Source organism: Candidatus Megaera venefica (genome assembly GCF_034554655.1).
GTDB lineage: Bacteria > Pseudomonadota > Alphaproteobacteria > Rickettsiales > Rickettsiaceae > Megaera_A > Megaera_A venefica.
Genome location: NZ_JARJFB010000117.1, coordinates 1 through 5865 on the forward strand (window position 1 = coordinate 1; position 5865 = coordinate 5865).

Below are 5865 nucleotides of genomic sequence, written 5' to 3' on the forward strand. Positions count from 1 at the left end.
CTAATTCTCAAGCGTTTCTTCTAAGCTCTAAAATATATTTCTCTTCTGTCAATGAGGTTATTTCTTCGTTTAACTCTAGGACAAGTGTTTTTGGAATATCGTAAATATCACTTGCAATTTTATCAATAAAATTGCTTGCTTTAATATCCCTATATAATGCATAAATTTGCACTGGTACATATTGTACAGTATCTATTGATTTTACAAACTGTAATAAGTTCACATCATCTTCATCGCCTGACTTGATAAGGTTAATTATGGAATTTTTATAATCTTGCTTTAAGAAATAAACCCAACCGAGCCAATAACAAGCAGATTTATTATTTGGATCTAGATATTTCTCAACCAACTTGAACCTAAAAATCGCATCTCTGTAGTTACCACTTCTAAGATGAAAAATACCTAGTTTCATATTGCTAGCTGAGACATTTTTCAGCTTTTCTCTTAGAGTAACAAATTCATTTTTCAGCCACTGAATTTGATTTTTAATAAAAGTTGGTAGTCCAAGAATAGCGAGCAGGAAAGATTTTGTGGTATTTTTTATCCCTGAAAATATATTATTACCCATAAACCTGAATATGTTGATTTGATTTAGGAAGAATGTTCTCATATAATCCTTCTTAGTTCAAACATATTATGATTATACGAGACACAAAATTATGTCACTAATAGCAAAAAGACTCCAAACTGTTAAACCATCACCAACTTTAGCAGTTGCTGCAAAAGCAAAAGAACTGGCTATGCAAGGTATCAATATTATTTCGCTTGCAGCAGGAGAACCTGATTTTGATACTCCAGACAATATAAAACTTGCAGCTATTGAAGGTATTAAGAACGGTCTTACAAAATATACCATGGTTTCTGGGACGCCTGAACTAAGAAAGGCGGTTTGTGAAAAATTTAAACGAGAAAACGGATTAGATTACCAAACTGATGAGGTAATTGTTAGTACAGGAGGTAAGCAGGTTATTTATAATTTGTTTATGGCTACACTTGATGAAGGAGATGAAGTAATTATCCCTGCTCCTTACTGGGTATCCTACCCTGATATGGTATTACTTGCTGGCGGCACTCCTATTTTTGTGTCTTCTGATATGGAGACTGGGTTTAAAGCACTCACAGAAGATATAGAAAAGGCTATAACCAAAAAATCTAAATGGTTAATATTAAATTCGCCAAGCAACCCAAGTGGTGCAGCATATACTGCTCATGAGCTAGAGAAGATTGCAGATTTGGTTAGAAAATACCCACATCTACACGTTATGTCTGACGATATTTATGAACATATTACTTTTGACAATTTTAAATTCACTACCCTTGCTACCGTAGCACCCGACATAAAAGATCGGATATTTATCGTCAATGGAGTATCTAAAGCATACTCAATGACAGGTTGGAGAATAGGTTATGGTGCTGGAAATAAAACTATTATTAAAGCTATGGATGTTATTCAGTCGCAAAGCACCTCAAATCCATCATCAATAAGTCAAATAGCAGCCCTTGAGGCTCTTTCTGGACCACAGGGTTATATAAAGACTAATACAGAAAATTTTCAAAAAAAACGAGATCTTGTATTATCCCTGCTTAATAAAATTAATGGCTTGAGCTGTTATAAATCTGAGGGTGCTTTCTATCTTTTCCCGAAATGTTCAGACTTATTTGGTAAACAAGCTCCTAATGGAAAACAAATTAACTCAAGCTCTGATCTTGCAACTTATCTACTTGAATCAGCTAATGTTGCCATAGTACCTGGTATAGCATTTGGATTAGAGGGGTATTTCAGAATATCGTATGCCACTTCTTCCGAGCTTCTCACAGATGCCTGTAATAGGATGGCCCAAGCAATATCTCAGCTGAAATGATTTGAGTTTGAATTTAATGTTAAAAAAATATCTCAAACAATTCCTAAAACAAAGCCGCTTTATCCATTGGCTTATTGTTCGGATAATTTATATTTACTTAAAATTTGTATATTTAACTTCAAAATGGGAATTGGTATGGACAGATACTATTCTAAAAAAACAATTAAACACCTTAGATGGATTACTATTTGCTTTTTGGCATAATCGTATAGCGTTCAGCATGCATATTCTTAAAAAATACGACAACGTTTTTGCCCTTGTTTCTTCGCATACTGATGGAAAAATAATCACAGACGTGATTAAAGCAATGAATTATGGCGTTATTGAAGGATCTACTAACAGAAATCCTACTAAAGCAGTTCGATCAATTATCAATTCACTTGAATTAGGTAATAAAATAGTAATCACTCCTGATGGACCAAGAGGTCCTGTGCATAAAATAAATAGTTCCATAACAAAAATAGCTTATAAATACAATAAACCTTTAATTCCTATTTCATGCATGGCAACAAAATATTTTACCTTAAATAGTTGGGATAAGATGATGATACCAAAACCTTTTGGAAAAATTGTTGTGACTATTGGAAGTTCTATTATATTATCTGGAAATGCAAACATTGATGATAATTTATTAGAGAATGAACTCTTAAATTTATCTTATAAAGCTGAAAAACTCTTGTAAAAGAGCCGTCATCCTGAAGTAAAATAAACACAATAAAGTAGTTTTTTTTGTATCACTTAATTATGGAACACTCTCAGATATGCTATTAATTTACATTTATAACGTAATCAATATTTTGCTTCTACCTTTATATATGGTATTGATTTTTATAAGAATAATAAAAGCAAAAGATAATTGGATCTCATTTAAACAAAGATTAGGATTTACTTGCGCTCAAAGAGTTCCAGGAAAACTCTTGTGGATACATGCTGCTAGTGTTGGCGAGTCGATGGTTGCAATAACTTTAATTAGAGCTTTATCTGTTTCATATCCTAAATATAACTTTCTAGTGACTACAGGAACTCTCTCGTCTGCACAAATTCTTGAAAAATCTCTCCCTCAAAATGCTACACATCAATTTACTCCTATAGATAATTTCCTTGTGGTTCGAAAATTTCTTAATCACTGGAAACCAGATCTTGGAATTTTTATCGAATCTGAGCTTTGGCCGTGCCTTATTACCGAAGCATCTAACAAGTGTAATTTAATGCTTGTTAATGCAAGACTTTCTGATAAATCTTATAAAAGGTGGCAAAGTAAAAAATGGCTTTTTAAATTGATTATAGATAGCTTTAAGAAAGTTATCGTACAAAGCAAAACAGATTTATACAAATATCAACAGTTAGGCTGTAGTAATCCAATAAATCTTGGGAATTTAAAATTTGCAAACAAAGAGCTAGATGTTAATAAACAAACCCTTTTATCTTTAAAAAACTTATTTGGTGATAAAAAAATCTTTGTTGCTGCAAGCACACATAAGGAAGATGAAGATGTTACCTTGCAAATAATTACCAACTTTAAACAAGCTAAGATTAACTATTTTCCAATTATAGTTCTCAGGCATCCAGAAAGGAGAGATGAGCTTGCTTCCCAGTGTCATAAACTCGGGCTTAAATTTTCAATTAGGTCAAGTAGGCATCTACCATTACTAGATGATGATTTGTTTATAGTTGATAGTTTTGGTGAATTGGGATTATTTTATAGCCTAGCTTTTATTGTTTTTGTAGGTGGATCGTTTAAACGAGGTGGACATAACCTAGTTGAACCAGCATATTTCGATAACATTATTTTACTAGGGCCGGATATGAGTAATTTCCAAAATATTGCTGAGGAAATGATCGAGAAACAGTCAGCAATTCAGATACATAATGCAGAAGAATTAGCCTTGAAAGTAAAATTTTTCCTTAACGAAAACAACGTGATAGAGGCAGATAAATACAGGAGAAATGCTCTTGAGTTTGTCAGCGATCGCAGGGAAACACTTAACAACTATTTAAGAGAGATAGGTAGGTTTTTGCAGTGATTAAACTTACATATCCATCTTTTTGGTCTAAAAAAAATATCGTATCTTGGTTACTCATAGCTTTTTCATGGATATATCAACTTCTTGGAAGTTTGCGAAAACTACTAGTCAAACCAGTAAAACTCCCGTGCTTTGTTATTTGTATAGGTAATATAAGTGTTGGGGGAACAGGCAAAACTCAACTAGTGGCTTGGCTTGCAAAAAACTTGCGTAAAAAAAACTGCAATTTCCTTATAGTTACAAAAGGTTATAATTCAAATTTACGTGGAGCTAAACTGGTCGAACCACTCGACCTACCATCTGATGTTGGCGATGAATCAAAAATGCTAAGCGAATATGGACAAGTCCTAGCTGCCAAATCTATAAAATATGCATTGCCTATAATTAACGACCTAAAGCCAGATGTTGTGATTTTCGATGATGGGATGCAAAACCCAGGTTTTTTCAAAGACTTAACTATAGTTGTTATAGATACGATTAGAAATATTGGTAACGGCAGGATTTTTCCTGCTGGCCCCTTGAGGGAAAGTGTACAATCTGCAATTAATAGGTCAGATATTGTTATCATGATTGGTAATGAATTGTGCCCAAATTTCTCTTTAATCCAGACAATCACTTCAAACAACAAACCTTTCTTTAAATCAAAAATTCAACTAGTCGGAAATATAGATACCAGTAAAAATTATTACGCCTTTACTGCAATTGGGGATCCAGACCGGTTTTTTAGATTACTAAACGAAAATGGCATTAATGTACTAGCAACCAAAGCCTTTCCAGATCACCATAATTACAATAGAGACGAAATCACTGCACTAGTTAAGGAAGCAGATAAACAAACTCTCTTCTTATTAACAACAAAAAAAGATTACGTAAAAATTTCAGATCATACTAAGATGCTATGTGCTGAAGTTACTTTAACTTTTGATAAGGAAGAAGAGTTATTCCAATTAATTTATGAAAAAATTAAAACATATACTTGAGTATCTACTGTTTATACTCTTAACAAGAACTTTAAGACTTTTGTCTGTGGATACTTCCGCATCTTTATGCAGCTTTATTGCAAAAAAAATTGGCCCCTATCTTCGGGTAACTAAAACTGCTCGTAAAAATCTAAAAAGAGTATACGGCAATGAGACAGATATCGAAAAAGTCATAAACGACCTCTGGGATAATTACGGCAGATATATTGGTGAATTTCCATTTATTAATGTTTTAGATTCATTGGAACTTGATAAAAGAGTCAAAGTTATAGGTCTTGAAAAAGTTGAAGCCTTCAAAAAGGCAAATCAACCATTTATATTATTTTTAGGTCATCAAGCTAACTGGGATTTTGTTATTCGGAAAATAAATGATATTTATCCAAAATTTGGTATCGCTTACAGAAAAGCAAATAACCCCTATGTAGACAGAGAGATTCTTAAAGAACGCGAAAATGATCAACACATCACAATGATTGCCAAAGGACCATCTGGTGCGAAGTCTATTATCAAGGCTATAAAATCTGGTGCATCCCTTGCAATGTTGGTTGATCAAAAAATGAATAATGGAATCGAAGTACCATTTTTTGGATTTCCAGCAATGACCGCCCCAGCTCTAGCAAAGATAAGTCTACAGTATAAATATCCGATTGTTCCACTGCAAATAGTACGCATCGGGAAAAGTAGCTATTTTGAGCTAATACTCCATGATCCACTGAAACCTTTGATAGACAAAGATATTGAAAAAAGTTGTTATAATATCATGCTAGAAATAAACAAAATTCTTGAGCAGTGGATTAGAGAGAAGCCTGAGCAATGGTTTTGGTTTCATAATAGATGGAAAAATTAGAATCTTTATAACCGAATTAATAGTATCCATAATTAATTCGGAACTTAATCACTTAACCCCAACTATGGATAAGATAGTCTCTCCGTCAAAACTCTAAATTTTTGATATAATTTCAAGAATTTCAAAAATAAATCACCGCACATTCATTTTTT

The 5865-nt window shown here is 33.0% G+C and carries 6 protein-coding genes; 5 read left to right on the forward strand and 1 reads right to left on the reverse strand.

The window, feature by feature from the left end; all coding sequences use genetic code 11:
- Positions 1-7: 7 nt before the first annotated feature.
- Positions 8-568, reverse strand: coding sequence for a tetratricopeptide repeat protein (locus Megvenef_RS06905; RefSeq protein WP_322777236.1), 561 nt, complete (start codon positions 566-568; stop codon positions 8-10).
- 91 nt (positions 569-659) lie between these two features.
- On the opposite strand from Megvenef_RS06905, the gene Megvenef_RS06910 reads away from it, so the two are divergent.
- From Megvenef_RS06910 to Megvenef_RS06930, 5 genes are all read left to right on the forward strand, one after another.
- Positions 660-1862, forward strand: a complete 1203-nt coding sequence (locus Megvenef_RS06910; RefSeq protein WP_322777237.1) for a pyridoxal phosphate-dependent aminotransferase — start codon at positions 660-662, stop codon at positions 1860-1862.
- 220 nt (positions 1863-2082) lie between these two features.
- Positions 2083-2544 carry a DUF374 domain-containing protein gene (locus tag Megvenef_RS06915; protein WP_322777238.1) on the forward strand — a complete coding sequence of 154 codons (462 nt, stop codon included), beginning with the start codon at positions 2083-2085 and terminating at the stop codon, positions 2542-2544.
- A 79-nt stretch (positions 2545-2623) separates the two neighbouring features.
- On the forward strand, positions 2624-3886 hold the full coding sequence (locus tag Megvenef_RS06920; RefSeq protein ID WP_322777239.1) for a 3-deoxy-D-manno-octulosonic acid transferase: 1263 nt from the start codon (positions 2624-2626) through the stop codon (positions 3884-3886).
- Positions 3883-4866, forward strand: coding sequence for a tetraacyldisaccharide 4'-kinase (gene lpxK, locus Megvenef_RS06925; RefSeq protein WP_322777240.1), 984 nt, complete (start codon positions 3883-3885; stop codon positions 4864-4866). Before Megvenef_RS06920 ends, lpxK begins: the two co-directional genes overlap by 4 nt.
- Positions 4841-5713, forward strand: a complete 873-nt coding sequence (locus Megvenef_RS06930) for an LpxL/LpxP family acyltransferase (RefSeq protein ID WP_322777241.1) — start codon at positions 4841-4843, stop codon at positions 5711-5713. The genes lpxK and Megvenef_RS06930 overlap by 26 nt, the downstream gene beginning before the upstream one ends.
- Positions 5714-5865: the final 152 nt, after the last annotated feature.

Bases quoted from the DNA above. Each gene is read 5' to 3' on its own strand.
- Megvenef_RS06920 (WP_322777239.1), top strand. From the start codon at position 2,624: ATGCTATTAATTTACATTTATAACGTAATCAATATTTTGCTTCTACCT.
- Megvenef_RS06910 (WP_322777237.1), top strand. From the start codon at position 660: ATGTCACTAATAGCAAAAAGACTCCAAACTGTTAAACCATCACCAACT.
- Megvenef_RS06905 (WP_322777236.1), bottom strand. From the start codon at position 568: ATGGGTAATAATATATTTTCAGGGATAAAAAATACCACAAAATCTTTC.
- Megvenef_RS06915 (WP_322777238.1), top strand. From the start codon at position 2,083: ATGCATATTCTTAAAAAATACGACAACGTTTTTGCCCTTGTTTCTTCG.
- Megvenef_RS06930 (WP_322777241.1), top strand. From the start codon at position 4,841: ATGAAAAAATTAAAACATATACTTGAGTATCTACTGTTTATACTCTTA.